This is a genomic window from Bacteroidota bacterium (assembly GCA_018692315.1).
In the GTDB taxonomy this organism is placed as follows: domain Bacteria; phylum Bacteroidota; class Bacteroidia; order Bacteroidales; family JABHKC01; genus JABHKC01.
In genome coordinates, this window is the sequence record JABHKC010000095.1 from 1 (window position 1) to 22,195 (window position 22,195).

The 22,195-nt window shown below is 31.7% G+C and carries 17 protein-coding genes, 1 tRNA gene and 1 pseudogene; 10 read left to right on the forward strand and 9 right to left on the reverse strand.

Features of this window, described 5'->3' with window-relative positions; all coding sequences use genetic code 11:
* Window positions 1–15: 15 nt before the first annotated feature.
* The 3 genes from HN894_07805 to porU all read right to left on the reverse strand — a co-directional run bounded on the left by HN894_07805 (window position 16) and on the right by porU (window position 5,781).
* A complete protein-coding gene (locus HN894_07805; protein MBT7143230.1) occupies window positions 16–507 on the reverse strand; it encodes a 2-C-methyl-D-erythritol 2,4-cyclodiphosphate synthase in 492 nt (163 codons plus the stop codon).
* Between the two features lie 103 nt (window positions 508–610).
* Window positions 611–1,852, reverse strand: coding sequence for a type IX secretion system outer membrane channel protein PorV (porV, locus tag HN894_07810; GenBank protein MBT7143231.1), 1,242 nt, complete (start codon window positions 1,850–1,852; stop codon window positions 611–613).
* 110 nt (window positions 1,853–1,962) lie between these two features.
* The gene (gene porU, locus HN894_07815; protein MBT7143232.1) at window positions 1,963–5,781 is read right to left on the reverse strand and encodes a type IX secretion system sortase PorU; all 3,819 of its coding nucleotides are present in this window, start codon (window positions 5,779–5,781) and stop codon (window positions 1,963–1,965) included.
* 305 nt (window positions 5,782–6,086) lie between these two features.
* Here porU and HN894_07820 point away from each other — a divergent pair, with 305 nt between their 5' ends.
* From HN894_07820 to murF, 3 genes are all read left to right on the forward strand, one after another.
* A complete protein-coding gene (locus HN894_07820; protein MBT7143233.1) occupies window positions 6,087–7,079 on the forward strand; it encodes a PorP/SprF family type IX secretion system membrane protein in 993 nt (330 codons plus the stop codon).
* A 33-nt stretch (window positions 7,080–7,112) separates the two neighbouring features.
* Window positions 7,113–8,603: an SUMF1/EgtB/PvdO family nonheme iron enzyme gene (locus tag HN894_07825; GenBank protein ID MBT7143234.1), complete on the forward strand. Its 1,491-nt coding sequence runs from the start codon at window positions 7,113–7,115 to the stop codon at window positions 8,601–8,603.
* A gap of 61 nt (window positions 8,604–8,664) precedes the next feature.
* On the forward strand, window positions 8,665–9,954 hold the full coding sequence (murF, locus tag HN894_07830) for a UDP-N-acetylmuramoyl-tripeptide--D-alanyl-D-alanine ligase (protein ID MBT7143235.1): 1,290 nt from the start codon (window positions 8,665–8,667) through the stop codon (window positions 9,952–9,954).
* Window positions 9,955–10,204: 250 nt separating this feature from the next.
* On the opposite strand, the gene HN894_07835 is transcribed toward murF, so the two are convergent.
* The 3 genes from HN894_07835 to HN894_07845 form a co-directional block, all read right to left on the reverse strand.
* The gene (locus tag HN894_07835) at window positions 10,205–10,930 is read right to left on the reverse strand and encodes a response regulator transcription factor (protein MBT7143236.1); all 726 of its coding nucleotides are present in this window, start codon (window positions 10,928–10,930) and stop codon (window positions 10,205–10,207) included.
* 66 nt (window positions 10,931–10,996) lie between these two features.
* On the reverse strand, window positions 10,997–11,668 hold the full coding sequence (locus HN894_07840; protein MBT7143237.1) for an RNA methyltransferase: 672 nt from the start codon (window positions 11,666–11,668) through the stop codon (window positions 10,997–10,999).
* Window positions 11,669–11,763: 95 nt separating this feature from the next.
* Complete coding sequence (locus tag HN894_07845) at window positions 11,764–12,036, reverse strand: HU family DNA-binding protein (protein MBT7143238.1); 273 nt, start codon at window positions 12,034–12,036, stop codon at window positions 11,764–11,766.
* 275 nt (window positions 12,037–12,311) lie between these two features.
* Between HN894_07845 and HN894_07850 the strand changes: the two genes are divergently transcribed.
* Window positions 12,312–12,399, forward strand: a tRNA-Ser gene (locus tag HN894_07850).
* A gap of 178 nt (window positions 12,400–12,577) precedes the next feature.
* Here the strand turns inward: HN894_07850 and HN894_07855 are convergent.
* Window positions 12,578–13,180, reverse strand: coding sequence for a hypothetical protein (locus HN894_07855; protein ID MBT7143239.1), 603 nt, complete (start codon window positions 13,178–13,180; stop codon window positions 12,578–12,580).
* Window positions 13,181–13,226: 46 nt separating this feature from the next.
* A complete protein-coding gene (gene purB / locus HN894_07860; GenBank protein ID MBT7143240.1) occupies window positions 13,227–14,570 on the reverse strand; it encodes an adenylosuccinate lyase in 1,344 nt (447 codons plus the stop codon).
* 150 nt (window positions 14,571–14,720) lie between these two features.
* On the opposite strand from purB, the gene HN894_07865 reads away from it, so the two are divergent.
* The 3 genes from HN894_07865 to HN894_07875 all read left to right on the forward strand — a co-directional run bounded on the left by HN894_07865 (window position 14,721) and on the right by HN894_07875 (window position 19,277).
* Window positions 14,721–16,859 (forward strand): Omp28-related outer membrane protein, encoded by a 2,139-nt coding sequence (locus HN894_07865; protein ID MBT7143241.1) that lies wholly within the window; start codon window positions 14,721–14,723, stop codon window positions 16,857–16,859.
* Window positions 16,860–16,988: 129 nt separating this feature from the next.
* A complete protein-coding gene (locus tag HN894_07870) occupies window positions 16,989–17,816 on the forward strand; it encodes a hypothetical protein (protein MBT7143242.1) in 828 nt (275 codons plus the stop codon).
* An 81-nt stretch (window positions 17,817–17,897) separates the two neighbouring features.
* The gene (locus HN894_07875; protein ID MBT7143243.1) at window positions 17,898–19,277 is read left to right on the forward strand and encodes an exodeoxyribonuclease VII large subunit; all 1,380 of its coding nucleotides are present in this window, start codon (window positions 17,898–17,900) and stop codon (window positions 19,275–19,277) included.
* Window positions 19,278–19,325: 48 nt separating this feature from the next.
* Here HN894_07875 and HN894_07880 read toward each other — a convergent pair whose 3' ends face one another.
* The gene (locus HN894_07880) at window positions 19,326–19,724 is read right to left on the reverse strand and encodes a hypothetical protein (protein MBT7143244.1); all 399 of its coding nucleotides are present in this window, start codon (window positions 19,722–19,724) and stop codon (window positions 19,326–19,328) included.
* 128 nt (window positions 19,725–19,852) lie between these two features.
* On the opposite strand from HN894_07880, the gene HN894_07885 reads away from it, so the two are divergent.
* From HN894_07885 to HN894_07895, 3 genes and pseudogenes are all read left to right on the forward strand, one after another.
* Entirely contained in the window at window positions 19,853–21,133 is a 1,281-nt protein-coding gene (locus tag HN894_07885; GenBank protein ID MBT7143245.1) for a replication-associated recombination protein A, read from the forward strand.
* 60 nt (window positions 21,134–21,193) lie between these two features.
* Window positions 21,194–21,628, forward strand: a complete 435-nt coding sequence (locus tag HN894_07890) for a DUF4231 domain-containing protein (protein ID MBT7143246.1) — start codon at window positions 21,194–21,196, stop codon at window positions 21,626–21,628.
* Between the two features lie 476 nt (window positions 21,629–22,104).
* Window positions 22,105–22,195, forward strand: a pseudogene (locus HN894_07895) (formylglycine-generating enzyme family protein).

Genomic DNA, 22,195 nt, shown 5'->3' on the forward strand with positions numbered 1-22,195 from the left:
AATGTATTGAGTTTTTTATTTTATGAAAACTATTTTCTCAATCAAAACCGTAGCATAAGCAGAAATTCCATCTTCTTTTCCAACAAAACCAAGTTTTTCGGTGGTGGTTGCTTTTATCGAAATATCATCTTCGTTTATTTTCAAAATCTTCGATAGTATTCTTTGCATTTCCGGAATTTTGTCTTTCAGTTTTGGTTTTTGAAGACAAATTGTAGAATCAATATTTCCAACAGAAAATGATTTTTCTTCCAATAATTCTACAGTACGTTTTAGTAGAATTTTACTGTCGATCCCTGAAAATTCAACTGCTGTATCAGGAAATTGAAATCCTATATCTCTGAGATTTGCCGCACCAAGCAGCGCATCGCAAATTGCATGAATCAGTACATCGCCATCGGAATGAGCAATTGTACCTTTCGTATGTTCAATTTTTATTCCTCCTATCCAAAGCTCGTTTCCTTCTTTCAACTGGTGAACATCGTATCCAAAGCCTACCTTAATTTTCATAGTTGTTTTTGTATTTAAATAATTTCGAATATTATGAAAAAATTATTAAAACAAAAAAAGCCGGTATTGATTCCGGCTTTTTTAATGAAATATTTTTAAAATTCTACATCTCAGGAGTTTTACTCATAGAATCTTTCGATTGGGAAGCAAGCGCCTCAACATCAAAAGTCAAAGAAAATCTTAGAGTATTTTCAAGAGGGTTGCGTTGTTGAGTTGGAACTAAATATGAAAAATCTAAACCAAACACATTAAGTTTTAAGCCTAATCCTACGGTAAAAAATTCACGATTACCTTTTGTTGGAGCTTCGTAAAAATATCCAAGTCGTAAGGCAAATTGTTTTGAGTACCAATATTCCATTCCAAGAGAATAAGTAAGTTCATTCAATTCTTCACGAAAAACACTTCTTGTTCCATCAGACATTACAGCACCGGGAGCATCATACCACGACTGAAAAATTGCAGTTGCTGTAGAAATATTGTCGTCTTTCCCGTAAAGAATTACTTCTTCGCCTGTTATCGAATCTGTATCGTAAATTGCTGGAGTAGGAACCAAAAGTTTGTTTATGTCAGCACAAAACATTATTGAGTTATAATCGTCAATATCAATAGTTAATGCTCCACCAAATTTAAAGTTTGCAGGGATAAAATCTTTTTGGGCATTTTCTGTATATGAAATTTTGGAGCCAAGATTAGAAAAATTTACTCCGAATGCCAGAAGTGCATCTTTTTCAAAAAATGTGATTGGATCTTGATAATAAAATGAGACATCTCCTGCAACAGCATGTCCAGGATGCGATTCCGTTCCTTGAACCGACTGCCCGCCTGTAAGATTAGAGTAAATGTATCTTAAAGCAATACTACCTGATAATTTTCTTGAAAGAAGCCTTGAATATGCAAAATCAAATGCCCATTCATTTGGGTTAAACTGTCCTGTTGTATTTCCCACAATATCAGTAAACACAATATTTCCGAGTGAAAAGTAGCGAAGAGAGCTACTCAATACTTGTGTTTTTCCAATTTTGTAGTAGCCTGCAAGGTATGATAAGTTTATATCGTTTATCAATGCTCGAAGCCAAGGGGTATAAGATATTCCGCCTCCAACATCCCCATTTATAAAGGCAAATTTTGCAGGATTATAATGTTGAGAAAACACATCAGGTGTTGTTGCAACGCCAGCATCTCCAAATCCGCCGCCTCTTGAGTCAGGGGCAATCAATAGAAAGGGTACTGCGGAAGTGATTGTGTTTACCTGTCCTGTTAATTCTCCTGTAGTGATTTGAGAATAAGAAGATTTACCAAAGGTTAAAATTAAAACTAATACTATAAATTTCAGATACTTAATCATATAATCATTATTTTTTTGAATTTGCAAATATATATTATTTTCACAAAAACTAAATTATTAAACATTTATTATAAAGTTTTGGAAATTCTATGAAGAATTTCTGTTTTTTTTTATTTCATTATTACAAGTCGTTCCGATTTAGTTACAGAATATCCCTGAGTGTTTTGGATATTGACTTTATAAATATAAATACCGGATGTTAGCTTGTTTCCATAGTTACTACTTCCGTTCCATTCTATTGGTTCTGTACTAAATCCTCCGGAAAATAAAGTTTTATTTATGGTTTTTACTAATTGCCCTCTCATGTTGAAAATTTCTATTTCAACATCTAAATCTCCGTTTTGGTGATTGTGCTCAAAATAAAACGAAGTAGTTTCATTAAACGGATTTGGATAATTCACCAGATTTTTAATTACAAAGTCATATGAATCTGCTACTAAAAATTCAATATTTTTTTCAGAAGAATTATTATAAACATCCCAAACTTTTACAACTATATTATGAATACCTTCTTCTAAATCGAATAAAAAATATTCAATTTTTCCGCTTTGATAGGAATCAATATCAGACAGGTAGTAGTCGTTTAGTACAATTGTTTGGTTTGTATTATCGTCAATTATTGCAGTCAGGTCGTGCCCAATTCCATTTCCAACAGTATTTATTCCGTTCGAATCTGCCAAAACTGCAAGTAAAATTGGATTTTCGTCTGTAATTCCTCCATTAACAAAGTTTGTATCATTCATGAAAAGTTCAATTTTGGGACCTGAATTGTCTGATTCTTGCAAATCGGAAGAGCCTCCAATAATAATTTTGTTAAAATATCCGCTTGCATCCATTACATATGACGAATTGTTCATACTATCTGTGTCGGATTTTGCATAATAGCTTATCTTTCCAAAATCGTAGTTATAGGCAATATCTTTTGGTACAATAAAGCTGAATTTGAACTCGCCATTATTTATACTTGCTATACCTTTATATAAGGTATTGTTTCGTGTCTTAAAACTAATGATATTTCCTCCATCGTTTCCAAGCGTACTTGAAACTGTTTCCTTGTCGAAAATTGTAGAATATAATTTCCCATTAAATGAAGTTTGAATTATACTATCAGATGATACTATTTCTCCGGAAATTGTAATTTTACTGAGTGCTTTTAGGGTATCAATTTCATCTAAAATATTAATATCGTTAATTGATATTGTGTTTACATCGTGTTCCGGTAGTGCCAGTTTTAGAGCCGGATCGCCTAGTAATGCAAAATTTCTTTTGTTGTCGCTTGTTCCTGTTGCAATTTTGGTCATTCTCATTACATCGCCCAAACGGAGTGAAGCATCGCTAAAAACTGTTTCGTAGAAATTTTGATTTAAGATATAGTTGGGAGTAGAATATACCAGTCTTGTAGTTGTGAACAATGCAATTCCGCCACCTTGAGCATTTAATAAAACCAATTCTCCGGCTGAAGTGCGTTCCCAATCGTCGAACCTGCTAAATTCGCAAGTTGCTGTCATAAATAGTGGCAACCTATCAGAATTGTCCCATTGCATTATGTCATTTATATTGATAATTTGTTCATGTGCAAGGCCTAATTCATTACCGTGCCCGGTATAATTGAAAATTAATGAACCTTTTTTTACTCTGTTTTTAATTGCCAAATTTACATCAGGATATCTTTCACCGGCAGGTGTTGAAATTTGAACATAAGAATCAAGAAATATTTTCTCGATATTAAAATTTGGATAAACTGTATCCACAAAAACTGTAATGTCATTTGCTTGATTTAAGTGCACATTGTTATCCTCGTCATCGGCAACAAAGCATAGCCAATTTTTCCATTCTCCCATATTTGAGGGATTTTTATAGCTTATAATTTTATCAATCACAATTTGTGCTTCCTCTGCTGTTTGTACTGGTAGCCTGCCAATTCCTATATCCAACAAGCCGTTTGTTCCACCTTCATTTTCGTCAAGAAGTCCGAAAAAATCATCGGACACATATGATTCTGTAGGCTTTAGCGAGTTCGCCGACTGATATGTTAAAATGAAATTTGAATTTGAGTTCTCATAAGATTTATTGTCGTACGATCCATCGCCAAATAATAGCAAGTATTTGGGAATATCTACATCAGTTGCTCTATCGTAAAACATCTTTATAAAATCGCGGTAAGCTGCAACATCGGGTGCACCAGAAGAAAATTCATTATAAATTTGTTCCGGTGTTACCACAATAACATCTAACATATCGTCATTTCTGTGAATTTCAGCCAATTGGTTGGCTTGCAATAGAAAATCATTGTGAGAAATAATTACCATATCTGTTTGAGAATATCCATGCAAATCCTGATTTTGAATTTCTCCAATTATTGTAGGACTATGAAATTGTGTCCCATCCCATGCAATGAATTCTTTCAAACTATCTGTTTTTGCTAGAAATGTTTTAGTTGAAGTACCTGAGGTTTGAATTATAACAGGATTGGTCGGATTTGTAATATCCCAAATTTTTAGATTTGAATTCGTATTTGATAATGAAAATTCAGCAATATTATTTAGTCCTACTGAATGTAAATCTCTAATTTGCATTTGAGAACCATTCATTTTAAGCTCTCTTCTTACGTTCAGGTTTATGTAATCGAGCCATGCTTCTGAAGTTGAAGTTGGTTTATTATATGTAAATGAAAGAGAAATATCGTCTGAATTTGCTAAGAATTCAGAAATTTGAGTTTTCGATGAAGCATAATTTCCAGTATAGCTCGTCATATTAACTGCAAGTAAACTAAGCGTTTGTATTGTATCATTATTGCTTTTCACAGTGAAGTAGTTTGTCTCTCCTGAATTTTGTGAGCGGCCTACAACACTTGATTTTATTTTTACTAGAGAATCAACTTTCAGATTTGGAAAAGAGAAATCGAAAACGTAAGAAGGAATAATATCGAAATGTTCGCCATACCATTCTCTACCTGATTTTATCAAGTTGTAGGATTCTACTTCATGATATTGGAAATCGTCGAAAGAATTTACATAATTTGTTGGGTTGTCCCCAATTATTTCTTGTGTAGCGATCCGCTTTTTTGTTCCAATATCTTCGCTTAAAAAATAAAATGATTCGTCTGAGTAGCAATTTATTTCGTGAGTAAAAATATTATTTATGTCGTCGTATTTCCAAATTGTGGGACTTTTGCCATAAAACAAAATTGAGCTTGTGCCTATAAAAATTGAATTTTCGATTAGGTCATCCGGTCTATCCTGATAATTCATAACAGGCAACATGCCAAACGAATTTCCAAACATACTCAGATTGTGAGGCTCAGTAAAACCATGATTTTCTAATTCATCAAAAGTGATTTCATATACGCCGTCTTCTTTAACAGAAATCTTAAGCCATTTGCCCGATTTTAGAACTGAATGCTCTGCATAAGTTCTAATTGACTTATTCTCAGTTTTTGTAGATTTATCAGAAAGTTTTATCTCAAAACTAATAAGCTTCTCATATTTATTAGTTTGAATATTTTTTCTGATGGGAATAAAAGTTATCTGTAAAAATGCTTGTTTTCTTGAGCTGTATATTTGTGTATTTGTTTCAATTTCAGATGATAAAGAATTTAAATTCTCTATTTTATTAATTTGATTATGATCAAATTCTTCAAAAATTTGGTTTGATAATTCAACATCTATTTCTGCAATATTATTTTCAATTTTAATATTTTTAAAAAAATATGGAAAAAATGTATTTAAATCATTGTACACAGCATTTTTAAAACACAAAACTTCATTGAAATTAGTTGTTGAAGTTTTATCTTTTCTAAAATTTTCTGCTGCAATGTTTTGTTTCCATTCAATGGTTTCAATTTCTGCATCTGATTGTGCATAAATAAAAGTATTGAAAAATATGAGAATTGCTAAAACGCAGAAAAACAAGAGATTATAAAGCTTCATATTTAAAAAATTACTAAATTTAAAAAGAAAAATTTCTCTTTGAAATAAAATATTTATTTTTACAAAATGTTTTGAAAAAGTGAAACGCTATTTTATTTCTTATATTGCAGTTGCTTTTTGCAATAAACCGTTTATAAAACGGTTTATTAAAAAAACAATTTTGATAAATGAAATATTAATAAGAATTTGTAAAGAAATAATCAATTGTCGAAAATATTATTTATGTTAGAATATTTCAAGAATTATGTTTATAATTGCAATTTGACAAATTATTTTAACATATAGTAACAAACTGTATCATTGAAATGGTGAAACGTATAATAATTTTTGTTTTTGCAATAATAATTGGAGGCACTGAATTTGCTAATGCCCAAGACCCCGAATATTCGCAGTTTTATGCAAACTCATTATATTTGAATCCTGCATTTGCAGGCTCGGTTGTCTGCCCAAGGATTTCCTTAAATTACAGAAATCAGTGGCCTGCATTAGGTTCTACTTTTGTTAATTACAACATAGCAGCCGATGGTCATGTCGATTTTTTGCAAGGAGGAGTAGGCTTAAATTTGCTTAAAGACGTTCAGGGAGAAGGAGCAATAGAAACAACCAATATTGATTTAATGTACTCATATACTTCAAGAGTGCATAGAAATTTTGCTATTAAGGTTGGATTTCAGGTTTCTTATATTCAGCGAGTTTTAAATTGGTCTGATTTGGTATTTCCAGACATGATTGATAGATTATACGGAATTATTTATAATACTCTAGAGACTAAGCCGACAAATTTGTCTGAAGGATATTTCGATTTCTCAACAGGATTTCTTGGTTATAATACTCAAAAGAAATACTATTTCGGATTCGCAGTTCATCATCTGTCACAACCCGAAGAATCATTCATGGGTAATAGTAGTGCTGTTTTACCTCGAAAATACACAGCACATTTTGGTATTGAAATACCAGTTTTTAATAGAAGATTCAAACGAGGAGATTTTTCTGTTTCACCAAATATAATGTACCAGAGACAGCAAGATTTTGAACAAATAAATGTAGGGATGTACTTTTCAAGAAAAGATTTTGTTGCTGGTGTTTGGATGCGTCAGAATCTTGATCTTCATTACGATGCTGTAATTATGCTTGTAGGTTTTGTGAAGGACAATCTTAAATTTTCATATAGCTACGATTTAACAATTTCGAAAATGGCAAAAGAAACACTTGGTGCTCACGAAGTTACATTATCGGTTTTATTGCCATGCCGACAAAAAAGAAAGAAGTGGGAGTCAATTGCTTGTCCTACTTTCTAAGTTAATTTAAAAAAATCATCAAATTTTTGAATTATGAAATATAAAAGTAATTTAATTCTAATCATTTTAGGAACATTATTTCTGGCTTCTTGCGGATATAAGCAATCTGCAACAACTGGCTGGAACTATAATGACTCGAAAAATGGCGGTTTTGAGTATAGGGCTTATCCTGGACAGCAAACTGGTCCAGGTTTGGTTTTTATAGAGGGAGGCTCGTTTGCAATGGGTAGAGTTGAACAAGATGTAGTTTACGATTGGGATAATATTCCGCGAAGAGTTACAGTTCCTTCATTCTATATGGATATGACAGAAGTTCGAAATATAGATTATCTTGAGTATCTATATTGGTTAACAAGAGTTTTTATTGATTATCCTTCAGTCTATAAAAATGCCTTGCCCGACACTTTGGTATGGAGACGTACATTAGCTTATAATGAACCTTATGTTGTAAACTATTTTCGTCATCCCGCATATCGTGAATATCCTGTTGTTGGAGTAAGTTGGAAACAAGCAGATCAATTTACACTTTGGCGAACAGACAGAGTAAATGAGGATATTCTTATTAATTATAACATATTGCAAGTTAATCCAGATCAGATTGGTGAAGAAAATTTTAATTCAGAAGCATATCTTGCTGGGCAGTACGAAGGTTTAGTGAAAAGAAATTTGGAAGATTTGAATCCAAATATGGATGAAAGAAAAGTGAAAATGGAAGATGGAATTTTGCTACCTCGCTATCGTCTCCCAACAGAAGCAGAGTGGGAATATGCCGCTTTAGCCTTGGTTGGTAATTCCGTTGATGAAAGAATATACGACAGAAAACTCTATCCATGGAATGGACATTATGTAAGAAACGACGGGCAAAAAGATCGCGGTTTTATGAACGCAAACTATTCAAGAGGAAGAGGTGATATGATGGGAGTCGCAGGAAACCTAAACGATCATGCAAATATTACTGAACAAGTTATTTCATACTGGCCAAACGATTATGGATTGTACTGTATGGCTGGAAATGTGAACGAATGGGTAATGGATGTTTATCGTCCAATGTCATTTGAGGTTGCTGAAGAGCATAATCCTTTTAGAGGAAATGTTTACAAAACTCAACTTCGCGACGAAGAAGGAATTGTTGCTGATAAAGATACACTTGGAAAAATTATTTGGAGAGAAGTTACTCTTGATGAAGCAATTGACCGTAGGAACTATAAAAAATCCGACAATATTAATTTCCTTGATGGAGATTTTGAATCAAGTCTTCAGGTTACTGCAGACGAATACACTAATGAAACATTATCAGCCAGACATTCGTCTCAGGAAATGTATCGTACAGCCAGAACAAGGCGAGATGGTGAAACGGCTTCGATGATAAACGACAGGGCGAGAGTATATAAAGGTGGTTCTTGGGATGACAGAGCTTATTGGATGGTTCCAGGAACACGTAGATTCTTAGACGAAAATGAGTCGGATTACGATTTAGGTTTCAGATGTGCTATGACGCGAGTTGGAAGCCCAACATTAGATTAAAAAAATATTAATTTTTTATTTCAAACCCCATTTAACAAGTGGGGTTTTTTATTTGTATTAAATGAAAATCAGCGAATTATATCAATATTTCCTAAAATTCCCAAAAATATCAACTGATAGTCGTAACATTGCTAAAGGTTCTATATTTTTTGCACTGAAAGGTGAAAATTTTAATGGAAATAAATATGCAAAACAAGCTATTGAAAATGGCGCTAGTATTGCTGTAATTGATGAAGATAGATATGTAGAAAATGAACAATATTTGCTATGTGATAATGTTTTAGAAACTCTTCAAAATTTGGCGAAACATCATCGTAAAGAACTAAAAACTAAAGTGATTGCTATTACTGGAACTAATGGGAAGACAACAACTAAGGAACTTATTCATGCTGTACTGTCAAAAAAATACAATGTAAAATCAACGATTGGAAATTTCAATAATCATATAGGAGTTCCTCTTACCATTTTATCAATTTCTGAAAATCATGAATTTGCAGTCGTTGAGATGGGAGCAAATCACATTGGCGAGATTAAATTTTTATGTGAAATTGCTAAACCAAATTTTGGAATAATTACGAATGTTGGAAAAGCTCATCTTGAAGGTTTTGGTTCTTTCGAAGGAGTGAAAAAAGCTAAGCAGGAATTATATTCGTATATTAGAGGCATAAAAGGAAAGGTATTTATCAATTATGACAATGATGTGCTGACTAAACTTATGCTGAATCAGGAAAAAGTTACTTTTGGAACCAGACAGAAGTATTTTTGTTTTGGCGAAACAATCTATTCAAATCCATTTTTAAAAATTTCATGGAATCAGCAAAATGTGGCTAAATCTATTCAAACAAACCTAATTGGGGAATATAATTTTGAAAATGTTATGTCTGCAATTTGTATCGCAGATTATTTTGGTGTTGCTGAAAATGATATTGTTCATGCTATTGAAAATTATTTCCCCACTAATAACAGATCTCAATATATTGAAACAGATAACAATACGATTATTTTAGATGCTTATAATGCAAATCCAACGAGCATGGCAGCAGCAATTATAAACTTCAATAAAATTAATTTTGCTAATAAAACATTGATTATTGGCGATATGTTGGAACTGGGAAAATCGTCGTCTATTGAGCATTCAAAGATTATTGATTTGGTAAAGTCCTTTACTTTTTCTAAAATTTATTTGGTTGGAAAGAAATTCTATGAGCAAAAAATACCTGACAATTTCAATAGATTTTTGAATGTAGAAGAATTAATATCCTTTATAAAACAGGCTCCATTGTCTTCTTCATTAATTCTGATTAAAGCATCGAGAGGAATAAAACTTGAATTAATAAAAGATATATTGTAAAGATCGCTTGCCTATAAACAAAAAAACTAATCTCAAATTAATGAGATTAGTTTTCCTCAAAACAATTAACAAACTCAAAAGTTATTTGTTGAATAAATTAATGTCCCCCCATTAATTTGTCTTTAGTTTCTTCTTATATAATTAATTTCTAATCTTTTCACTAAATTACTCTCATTTATAAACTCATTTTTATCCAGAATATTTAATGTACGAATATTTTTGATAAAAGTTTTTTCTAATTGTTCAATATTTATTTTCCTAATTGAACAATTTTATTCATTAAATCTTCTTTGTAATGTTTCCCAATAGGGATAATTTTTGAACCGGTTTTAGTTTTTACAATAATCGAATTGTCTTCAATCATCTCAAATTTGTCTCTATTTATTATGTAAGACCTGTGTGCACGAATGAATCTATGTGAAGGAAGTTTCGATACCATTGACTTCATAGTGAAGTTAATAGTATATTTTTTGTCGAAAGTGTGAAATACTACATAATTTTCAAGAGCCTCAATCCACAGAATATCGTCATATTTTAGACGAATTAATGCAGCTTTATTTTTAATAAATATTTCATCTCGCTCTCTTTCTTCGTTTTTTGGTTGATCAGTATGAACAGGTTGCTGAAATTGCGATTTTGCTCTTTCAACAGCTCTGTAAAATCGAGCATAATAAGCAGGTTTAAGAATATAATCAGTAACATTATACGAAAAAGCCTCTAATGCATATTTTTCTTTTGACGAAACAATAATTACCAAAGGTTGTGCTTTCAAGCTATTGAGAAAATCAATTCCTGACATTTCAGGCATCTCAATATCTAAAAAAATTAAATGAATCTCTTCCTCATTCTTAAACTTATTAATTGCTTCTACAGCATCTGAGAATGAATGTATTAAGGTAAGATATTCTGTACGGTCAATATATTGTTCTAATACCTTTCTTGAAAGAGGATCGTCATCTATGATAATGCAATTCATATTCTTTTTTTTTGTAAAATTAGTAAAATAATTCAATTCAAAAAATTATTTTTTTTCTCGGAAAATTTATTCGAATCTTTTGTAAAACTCATCAATTAGCATGTCTGATTTTTTAATTGATGCTTTCAACCATTTAATTAATACCTCATTCATTTCAGAATTGCTAAAGTGCCAATTTATTTTAGAATTTCTCAATTTCATCGACAAATGGCTCATAATAATTGCTGCTGAAACTGAAATGTTGAAACTCTCTGTAAAACCTAACATTTCTATGTATAAACTTTCATCAGAGTTGTTAATTATATTTTCTGACAGCCCTGTAAGTTCAGTTCCAAAGAATAATGCTGTTTTTCCTTTGCTTAAATCAAATTCATGCAATTTATTAGCATTTTTGTTAAGAACCGTTGATACAATTCTATAGCCTTTAGACCTTAGTGAATTAATTGCATCCAAACTATTGTTTTCCAATTTGTTATAATAATTTAAATCCAACCATTTTGATGAACCAAGAGCAACTCCCGGGTTGATTTTATATTTATTTTTATTTTCGATTATGTGAACATCTTGAATGCCAAAACAATCGCATGTTCGTAAAACTGCACTTGCATTGTGTGGTTGATAAATATCTTCCATTGCAATTGTTAAATATTTTGTTCTATGTGATATATTTTCTTTGAAAAGTGTAATTCTCTTTTCAGTAACAAAGGATGAAAGATATTCTATTAACTTTTCTTGCATAATCTGATGGACTGACTATATATTTGATAAAAAAAGTTGTAAAAACAAAAAAAGGAGTACATAAGTACCCCTTTTTTGAAATAATTTTGTTTCTTTTAATTGACAGAATCGCTAAGTTCGCTACCTGCTTTAAATTTAACAACTTTTTTTGCTGGAATTTCAATTTCTTTCCCTGTTTGAGGGTTTCTTCCAGTTCTAGCTTGTCTTTCTGAAATGGAAAATGTTCCAAAACCAACTAAAGCAACTTTTCCGCCACCTTGTAGCTCATTAGAAACTATACCTACAAATGCTTCTACAGCTTTTTTGCTATCAACTTTTGTCAAGCCAGTTCCCTCTGCCATGGCACTAATTAATTCCGATTTATTCATAATAAATTGTTTTGGTTAGGTAAAAATACATACTTACATTAGGCAAATGTATTTAAATAATTAAATATGACAAATTTAATTTATAAATTTTGCAAAAAAATTTTAAAATTTATGAGATTTTTTACAAAATAAATCAAATATACATAAATAAATACATGAAGACTAATAAAATTGATATTTTTCTTTCTTGATATCGAGCTTAATTAAATTATTTTTTTGCAAAAAAAAGCAAAAATTATTTTTTATAATGTAAAATTTAATTCTACTTTTGCAGCGGAGAAATGGCAGAGTGGTCGAATGCGGCGGTCTTGAAAACCGTTGTCCTTCACGGGACCGGGGGTTCGAATCCCTCTTTCTCCGCCAGAAAGCTTGAAAATTTTATTTTCAGGCTTTTTTCTTTTAGAAAACTAAGTTTCGAAAAAATAGTATATTTTATTAATGCCTTATATTCAGCTTTTTGTAATTGCAAAAGTAGAGTGTTTTTTTGTATGCAATTGATAAAAAAAGCTAATATGCTGAATATTTGTATTATCCGCCGAAGTTAAAATGTTGGACAACTATTGCATGGTTTTCTTTTTTTTAGCTTTTTGCTAATCCAGTATCTCATTCCAGTTGCAATAAAAATTCTTGCAGGCTCAACATAATTCAATGAAATAGACAAATCTGTTTTTCTATTCAGATAGAAATTATATTCGATATCTGCATTTAATATTTGCAATTTGTATTGAAGATCAGTGGAATTGCTAAACCCATCGTTTAAATCATAGTTTTTTAGGCCTACCCACGACTGCCGATAAAATATAGTTGGTTCAATACCAATATTTAATGAATGTTTCCAGATTTGTAAAATTCTGGCTCTAAGGCTAATTTGTGAAATTCCTTCGATTCTTGAGTTTGCATCGTAAAAAATGCCTTGTTGAAATCTTAGAGAAACAAGAAAGTCGTTTACAAAGTATTCATACGAAAGCAGTAATCCTGGTTCAAACAGAAAATTGCCATTTTTATCAAGTGTATTGATGTAATTGTTAGATTTACTTTGTATTGGATTAAAACTAATGTTTAAAAGTTTCGCACCAAAATTTGATTGCCCAAATAGACCAATTGCAGTAAAAAAAAAGAGTAGTATTAAATATTTCTTTAACATCGAAATAGAATTTTCAATATTTTGTATTCAAAAAAAAGACTAATTTTTAGATTCCGGTGTAATTGTATGGTGTAATATTTCTCAATTCAGTTTTTAAACTATCTGAAATATTCAACAAATCAATAAATTCTTCAATTGTTTTCTTATTTATGGTTTTGTTGGTTCTAGTGAGCTCTTTTAAGGTTTCATATGGCTCTGGAAAGTTTTCTCTTCTTAAAATTGTTTGAATTGCTTCAGCAACAACTATATAGTTTTGTTCAAGATCGGACGAAATCACTTTTTTATTAATAGAAATTTTGTTTAATCCTTTAAGCAAAGATTTTATTGCAATTAAAGTATGCGATAGTGGTACACCAATATTTCTTAAAACTGTTGAGTCTGTCAAATCGCGTTGAAGTCTGGAAATTGGCAATTTAGCCGAAAGATGTTCAAACAAAGCATTTGCTATTCCAAGATTGCCTTCCGAATTTTCAAAATCGATAGGATTAACTTTGTGTGGCATGGCTGATGATCCTACTTCTGATTTTTCAATTTTCTGCAAAAAATAATTCATGGAAATATATGCCCAAAAATCTCTATTCAAGTCTAACAAAATTGTGTTTATCCTTTTCAAATTGTCGAAAATTGATGCCAAATTATCATAATGTTCAATCTGTGTTGTAGTTTGAGATCTTTGTAATTCAAGTTTTTCTGTAACGAATTTATTTGCAAAATTTTTCCAATCTATTTCAGGAAATGCTATATGATGTGCATTAAAATTTCCGGTTGCACCACCAAATTTTGCAGGATAAGTTTGATTTCGTAATTGATTTAGCTGAATATCTAATCGTTCGGCAAAAACAAGTATTTCTTTTCCAAGCCTGGTAGGCGATGCAGGTTGTCCATGTGTTCTTGCAAGCATCGGAATATCTGTCCATTGTTCAGCAAGACGTTCTAAAACTTTATGTAAATTGTTAAAAATAGGTAGGTACACTTCATTTATTCCATGCTTCAACGAAAGCGGTGTTGCGGTATTATTTATATCTTGCGAAGTAAGCCCGAAGTGCACAAATTCTATATAGGCTTGTAATCCTATAGAAAAAAATTTTTCTTTTATAAAATATTCAACAGCTTTAATATCATGGTTTGTAGTTTTTTCTATTTCTTTTATTTGCTGTGCATCATCAATGCTGAATTCAGAGTATATGCTTCTTATTTTTACGATATGTTTTTCTTCAATAGATTTCAGTTGTGGCAATGGTATTTTGCACAATGAAATGAAATACTCCAACTCCACCAATACTCTGTATTTAATTAGGCCAAATTCCGAAAAATATTTTGCTAATTCTGTAGTTTTAGTTCGATATCTTCCATCAACCGGAGATATTGCAGATAATTCTTGTAAAAACATAATTTTAATTTAAGATATTAATAATCAGTAGCAATGAAAAATGCCTGCAAAATTATTAAAATATCTATTTGAATGAGATAATTTTAAGTTATGTAGTATAATATATTTTTATACTTTTGATTTCGATTAACCATTATTAAATTTATTATTATGAGAAAAACTTTATTTTTTGTTTATTTTTTGTTCAGCATTACTTTTTTTGTAAATGCACAAACAATAGTTGTAACTAATACGCAACTAAAAAATGTTGTATTAGAAGAATTTACTGGCATATATTGCGGCTATTGTCCTGAAGGACACGCTATTGCTGAAGAGATAGACTCAATAAATCCTGGACGAGTTGTTTTGGTAAATATTCATACAGGTAGCTTTGCTGTGCCACAAGCCGGTGATCCCGATTTTCAAACAGCATTTGGTGAGGCAATTGCCAACGATGCTGATGTAACAGGATATCCTTCCGGCTCAGTCAACCGTCACCTTTTTCCTGAATGGAGTCAAGGAAGTGGGATAGCTATGAGCCGAAGCTATTGGGCAGAAGCGAGTGAGATTATTTTACCTGAAGTTTCACCGGTAAATGTTGGTTTTACATCAACATTTGATACAACAACTCGTGAATTATCTGTTTATGTTGAGGCATATTATACATTAGGTAGCCCAGAACCTACAAATTATCTAAATGTAGCTTTCTTAGAAAATCATGTATTTGGCTATCAAAGTGGTGGAAGTGCCAATTATGATCACAAGCATATCTTGCGACATTTTTTGACAGGACAATGGGGTGAGGAAATAACCACAACATCGCAGGGTTCACTATTTACTGGAACATTTACCTATACAGTCCCCGCCGAATATGTAATCGAAAATTGCGATGTGGCTGTGTATATTTCAGAAACATATCAAGAAATCTATACTGGCGTTCAGGCAGTTGCCGATGGAGGTGCTAATGATGGATCAACAGTATTATTTCTCGGAACTATGGAGCCAACAGATTATGCTGTTGCTGCTGGAAGTCCTACCTCAACTTCAAGTATTTTGATTGACATTGAGAGTGCTTTAAGCGGAAGCGAGGATTTTAAAATAAAACTTACAAACGATGCTCCGAGCGATTGGAGTGCTACTTTTACAATAGGTGGTACAGATTATTCAGATAGTGCAATTGTTAGTATGGATGGCTTTGTTCCTGTTCCGGTCGAAATAAAAGTTATTCCGGGAGCTACACCTGCAATTGGAAATTACTTGTTATCAATGAAATCTATTTCGCATGTAGATGCACCTGAAGTTCAAATTGAACTAAATGTTATTTCAGAAATAACAGATTTAATATTACATAATAGCGGTACTTTTGGCAGTGTTGGTGGGCAACCTTCCGATTTTGATGCAGATTTTGTTGCAGGTTTAGAATATGCCGGAAACACAAATCATGCTTCCATTACGTACAAAATATTCAAAAATGCACATTTGGCAAATGCTTTGAACGGAATTGATCACCTATATTTTAATGCAGCATGGGTTTTTCCTGTCCTAACTGACGAAAATGTTGAAATCCTATCAAATTTTATTGATAATGGCGGCAATCTATATATTTCAGGACAAGATCTTGCCTGGGCAACCTGGGCTTCTGATGATTATTGGACTACTAATACAAGAGAGTTCTTTACAAATTACTTGAATGCAGTGTATCAAGACGATGGTAGCTCTGCAAACAATAATTTTGTAGCAGATACTTCCGATATAATATTTGGTAGCCTGAGCAGTTCGAATTTGATAAATATTTATGGATTAAGTTCCGGTAGTCCAATGATGTTTCCCGATGAGATTTCGGCAACAGATAGTGGAACAGTTTTTCTGTATTATCTTAATAACACAAGTAAAGGTGCAGGAGTTCGCTCAACTGTTGGAGATGCCAAAATCGTTTATCTTGGTTTCGATCTGCCTATGATTGAAGATGAAAATGTAAGAAAGGAATTAATCAAAATAACACACGACTGGTTTCATGAAGCGGATACATCGAATATTTCTGTTGAAAACCAGGATTTTAATGCAAGCCTAAATGTTTTTCCAAATCCATCAGATGGGAATTTCTCAATTTCTTTAAAAATGAGCAAAGTTTCTGCTTCTGAAATTGAGATTTTCAATATTCTTGGAAATAAAGTTTTCGATGAAAGGATTGATAATCAAGAGTATTATCAGAAAAATTTAGATTTTGAGGACTATCCATCTGGAATTTACTTATTGAAATTTTCATCAAAATATCAAGTCTTAAACAAAAGGATAATTATTTCAAAATAATAAACTACGAAAAAAAAGGGCAAATCGCCCTTTTTTTTTGCACATAATTTAAATATAACTTTCAAATTTCAAATTCATAAATGGAAATATTGAATCAAAATTGTTTATTTTTGCACAAAAATTTCAACTATGATTTATAGGTTTTTTTTAATTATTTGCTTGTCTGTTATTTCACAATCCATTGCTGCTCAAAATGTTGGACAAAAGGGAGATACTTTAATAAATTATACAGACATAAATAATATGAAGCAAGGTGTTTGGAGAAAAGTGTACCCGAATGGAAAGCTTGCATATGAAGGAAAATTCAGAAATGACAAGCCTATTGGTGTTTTTAATAGATATTTTGAAGATGGAGATTTGAAAGCAACTTTAATTTATGATGAAAATGGAGAGACAGCAAACGCTACGCTATATCATAAAAACCAAATAATTGCTGCAGAAGGCAAATATTTCGATAAAGAAAAACACAAAGTTTGGAATTATTATTCTAAAAAGGAGCAATTAATAATGACGGAGTCTTATGACAAAGGCTTGAAGCACGGGAAATTTGTAAAATATCTTTCAAATGGGAAAATTGCCGAAGAATCGAATTGGATACAAAGCCAACAAAATGGAATGTGGCGACTGTTTTTTGAATCGGGAAGAAAAAAAATGGAAACAAAATATATGAATGGAAAACGCTCCGGTTTATATTATGTTTATTACGACAATGGACAATTGATGGTAAAAGGCAAATATTTGAACGACAAAAGAAACGGTGATTGGACATTTTATGAACGAAATGGCGACACAAAAATTACAATTGAATATATAGATGGTAAAGCTTCAAATTCTGAAGAATTGGATAAACTTATCAAGAAAGAGTTTGAAGAATATGAAAAAAACAAAAAACGATTTAAAGATCCTGCACATTATAAAAATGATATTGAGGAATATATAAGAAATACTCAATATTAAGAATCCATATTTGCTACCTAACATTAGAGTTCCCTTACTCAAGAAATATGCTCATTTCTTAAACCTGAATCAATTTTTTCAATGCAAAATGCAATTTCACTTTCAGAATTAAACAAAGATATCAAAGACGTTTTGTTTGAATCGTTTTCGCAAACTGTTTGGGTGATAGCAGAAATTAGCGAGATTCGGGAAACAAAAGCAGGGCATTGCTATCTCGAATTAATAGAGAAGGATAAAAAATCGAATAAGGTTGTTGCAAAAATGCGAGCCACAATTTGGGTTTATATTTATAGTGCCCTAAAATCATATTTTGAATCATCTACTTCGCAAGAACTTACTGCCGGGATAAAAATTTTGGTAAATGTTACAGTTGAATTTCATCAACAATATGGAATGAGTCTGAATGTTCAGGATATTGATCCGAGCTATACTGTTGGCGATTTGGCAGTTAAGAAAGCTGAAATAATTGCTCGCTTAGAAGAAGAGGGAGTAATTGGCATGAACAAAGAAATTTCATTGCCAATGCTTCCAAAAAATATTGCAATAATTTCGTCTGAAACCGCTGCCGGATATGGCGATTTTGTAAATCAACTTGCAGAAAATCAGTATGGATTTAAATTCAATTTTAAACTTTTTCCTGCAATAATGCAAGGCGAAAAATCCGTAGAATCAATTATTCAAAATTTAGATGAAATTTTCGAGTACGAAGATTTTTTCGATCTTGTAGTATTAATTAGGGGTGGGGGTTCGAGAGCAGATTTAAGCTGTTTTGATAATTACGATTTGGCTTTTTATATCACACAATTTCCTATTCCTGTTATTTCAGGTATTGGTCATGAACGCGATGATAGTATAGTTGATTTAGTTGCAAATATTAGTTTGAAAACTCCAACTGCTGTTGCTGATTTTATTATTTCAAAGTTTGTTGAAGCTGCTGTAGAACTCAAAAACAATCAGCTTAATACAATTAATAGAATAAAAAGAATTTTAGAATTTGAGAAGAATAAAATTCAACAATTAGCCAATGAAATTTCGCCCATCGCTCTTAAAAGTCTTAAAACTAAAACTATACAATTAGTAGAAATTTCAAATAAAATTGAGAATGCTACAATAAAATTCATTTCAACAAATAAAAACAAATTAGAAAAAAGTGCTGGATCTATAGGAAATATTGTTCAAATATTTGATAATTCAAAAACTCAGGAATTAAATCAAATTTTAAGAAAGTTGAAAAATGTAAACGAGAAATTCTTTATTAGCGAAAAGTATAAATTAGATATTTTGAAAAAGTCATGTGAATATCTCGATCCTATAAATGTTTTAAACAGAGGCTTTTCATTAACACTGAAAAATGGAAAAATTGTAAAGAGTATCGCAGAATTAAATGAAAATGATATTATTGAAAATAAATATAAGGATGGCAAAATAAAGAGCCGTGTATTTCAGATTTACAATAATTAACATTTTGCTGCTCATAAACTTAGCAAGAATTTTATCGTTTCATTTATTTTACATCGACTGAATCATGTGAAGCAAGTCGATGTAATGTCCGGAATGCTCTCCGTACATTTCAACATTGTCACCGGTTATGGTGTATGTACTTTTTTCACCAGCAATTCGCGAAAACACAACTTTAAACTCATTTCCTTTTTCATCTATCATTAAAACTCTCGCCAGTTTATCGTTTTTTACACAATTTAAATTTTCATGGCAAATAGGACAGAAAAATTCAACAAGCTCGCCTTCATTATAAATAAACGATGGATGCTTTTTTACTTCATAGATGCCAAGCTTTTGACTTAATAAAATTAATCCTTTAACATTGTTTCTTGCTTTTGCTGAAAAAATCAAAGAATCTCCAACATTCAAATAACCAAGACATTTGGGGCAAAGATAATTCGTTTCCATAATTATTATTTTTAACAATTAAATCTTAAATATACAATATTATACTTCAAAAAGCAAGAAAAATCTTAACAAATGTTGGTGCTTATATGTTTCATAAATAATAATGAACTATTTTTAACAATTTGTAAATGTTAGCAAATCGACCATTAGCCGATAGATTGAGACCAAACAGTCTTGATAATTATCTTGGACAAAGGCATTTAATTGGGAGTAATGCCGTACTTCGAAAAAGTATAGAATCCGGAAAAATCCCATCGTTTATTTTATGGGGACCTCCTGGAGTTGGAAAAACTACACTGGCAAAAATTATTTCTAATAAACTTGAACGTCCATTTTACACCTTGAGTGCCGTAAATTCCGGAGTAAAAGATATTAGGAATGTAATTGAAAAAGCAAAGAATCAACAGTTTTTTAATAGGCCAAATCCAATTCTTTTTATCGATGAAATTCACAGATTTAGTAAATCGCAGCAGGATTCCTTACTTGGTGCTGTAGAGCAAGGAATTGTTACTTTGATTGGTGCTACAACCGAAAACCCTTCCTTTGAGGTGATTTCGGCTTTGCTCTCTCGATGTCAGGTTTACATATTAGATCATCTGTCGAAAGACGAACTCGAAAAATTATTGAAAACGGCATTAGAAACAGATTCTGTTTTAAAAACAAAAAGTATTAAAATTGAAGAAACTGAAGCTATGCTACGATATTCGGGTGGCGATGCTCGAAAGTTGCTGAATATATTGGAACTAACAGTAGCTTCCGATAGTAATGAAGAAATTGTTATTACAAATGAAAAGGTTGTTGAGAAGTTGCAGCAAAATTTGTCGAATTACGATAAAAATGGAGAACAACATTACGATATTATTTCGGCCTTCATAAAATCTGTTCGGGGAAGCGACCCAAATGCTGCGGTTTATTGGTTGGCACGAATGATTGATGGTGGTGAAGATCCAAAATTTATTGCCAGAAGATTGCTCATTCTTGCTGCTGAGGATATTGGTTTGGCAAATCCGAATGCGCTATTGCTTGCAAATAATTGCTTTTCTGCGATTGATGTTATTGGGATGCCGGAAGGGAGAATTATTCTTTCTGAAACAACTATTTATCTTGCTTGTTCTCAAAAAAGTAATTCGTCTTATTTGGCAATAGATAAGGCATTAGAAATAGTTAAAAAAACCGGAGATTTGCCGGTACCTCTGCATTTGCGAAATGCCCCTACAAAACTTATGAAACAAATTGGTTATGGCGATAACTACAAATATGCTCATAGCTACGAAAACAATTTTGTTGAGGATGGTTTTCTTCCTGAAAAAATTGAAAGTACTATAATTTTTGAGCCAGGAAAAAATTCGAAAGAAATTGATATACGAAACAAACTAAAAAATATGTGGAAGAAAACTTATGATTATTGATTTGTTTCTTACCAAAATTCACTATTTTTAGCATCTCAAATTTTATTAAAGCTTGCAAGCATGGAAAAAACTGAATTTGAAGAATACTTAAAAAGCCGATACGAAGATCAAATAAATTGGTATGATAAAAAAGCTGCAGATAATCAAAGGATATACAAGCAATTGCAGTGGTTAGCAATAATTTTTTCTGCAATTACTCCGGTTTTGGTGGCTTTTGATAGTAAACCAAAATGGCTTATATGGATAACAGTTGCTATTTCAGCAATAGTGGCAATCGCAACAACTGTAATTAAAACCTTCAAATATCAGGAAAATTGGATAAATTACAGGACTACCTGTGAAACCTTAAGAAAGGAGAAGCATTTTTACACAGCTAAGATTAATGAGTATGATTCTGCTGAAGATAAAGAGGCTCTTTTTGTTGATAGGGTAGAGGCGCTTATTTCAAGAGAAAATACCATGTGGTTAACAGCACAAAAGCAAACTAAGAAATGATGTTCGATATTTTTATAAGCTACGCCAGCACTGACAGACCAAAAGTAAAACAAATTGCTATAGCTCTTGAAAATAAAGGCTGGACTGTTTGGTGGGACAGGAAAATTCCTCCGGGCAAAACATTTGCACAGGTAATAGAAAATGCAATTACAAATTCTAAATGTATTGTTGTTTTGTGGTCGCCGGCTTCTGTAAAATCAGAATGGGTGCAATTGGAAGCAGCAGAAGGAATTGACCGAAAAATTCTTGTTCCGGCTATCATCGAAAATGCGAAACCACCTTTTAGATTTAAAAGGATACATGCAGCAAATCTTATAAATTGGAGTCCCAATTCAAAACACGATGAGTTCGATAGTTTTGCAAATTCGATAGCAACAAATATTAAATCCTTCAAATCGGAGGAGAATAAAAGTGCTGAAAAAATTCCTAAAGAAATTAATCCAATTGAAAAATTTGAATTTTTAACAACTCCTATTGAAATGGTTTTTGTTAAAGGCGGTACTTTCGATATGGGCAGTAATGATGGCTCTGATGATGAAAAACCGATTCATCCGGTAACACTTCCAG